At 42.7% G+C, this 1,210-nt stretch carries 1 protein-coding gene; it reads right to left on the bottom strand.

Annotated elements, in window-relative coordinates:
• The coding region (gene istA, locus AB5N96_RS13405) for an IS21 family transposase (protein ID WP_499705756.1) at positions 1-1,129 on the bottom strand (1,129 nt) is incomplete at its 3' end.
• Positions 1,130-1,210 lie beyond the last annotated feature (81 nt).

Consider the following 1,210-nt stretch of genomic DNA (forward strand, 5'->3'; position numbering starts at 1 on the left):
ATTTCATCGACTTCTTATCCTCACCATACAGGCGTGCATGAGTAATGATTGATTCATGTTCTGCCGTCATGATCTCGATCGTGCCATATGATATCTTTGCCAAAACACTACTTTTGGCAAATCGAGGAGATGTGGAATATTGACGTCCATCTATTTTGACGAGTCCATACTTATCTGGTCGACACTCTTCATAACGCACGCATTCAAAGGATTTTTCAGGTAACTGAAGGAGTGCTTTTTTATCTTCCTCAAACAGTTCGGACAAAAGCTCATCTTTTTGATAGTGCTTGCGATTCCTGTCTTCTTCAGCTGCAATCCAGAAGGTCTCGTTCAAACGCTCAAGATCTGCCACATGTATCTCTGGCAATAAAAAGTTGTTACGTATGTATTTGACCATGGCTTCAACGTGACCTTTTTCGTTCCCACTGCCTGGATTACAGAACTCAGTGGAAAAACCATAGTGTAAGACGAATCGTTCGAACTCGTCAGTCAATACTCGCTCACCATAAGGAAGGACCTTTTTGACAGCTGGACTCAAGTTATCGAAGCGAATTGTCTTAGGGACACCACCGAGATGGTGAAAGATTCGCTTTAAGCCTTCTAAGAAACACTCTCGGTTCTGCGACTGGAACACTTGAAAATAGAATGTGTTGCTGAAGGGGAACGAGAGCGCTAAGTAGGAAAGGTCGACAGACCTACCCCTGTATACAAATGGTGCTTCTCCAAAATCAACTTGTGCTATTCCTGGTATGCTTTCAAGTGGTAAGGCAGCCTCTGTTGATTGTCCCATCTGCTGTTTCTTTTTTCGTACATAATCGCGGATAGAACGATAAGATCCGTTGTATCCATGTTCCTTCACCAACACATCGAACATTCTCTTGGCAGTCCGACGAAACTTCTTTTTCTTAGTCGCATCTTCCTCCAACCACTTATCGATTATGGGTCTAGCTTCTCCCATAACCCTTGGCTTTCGAGTAGTCTTCGGACGTTCTTCACTCCAGTCTTCCATGTCTGCATATTTCTTTACGGTTCTCTCATCATGGTTCATACTTCTTGCTACTTCTGCATATTTTCTACCTTTTTGATTCACTTCTTGTCTGATATACTGGATGTCAGTCACTGTTAGCACTCCCTGTACCTCCCTGAATATTGTTAGCCCAATATCAGAGAGTTTAATTGTATGGAGAGATGCTGACAAGTGGCTTTTCTT

The sequence above is a fragment of the Chryseomicrobium imtechense genome (assembly GCF_041475995.1).
GTDB classification, from domain to species: Bacteria; Bacillota; Bacilli; order Bacillales_A; family Planococcaceae; genus Chryseomicrobium; species Chryseomicrobium aureum.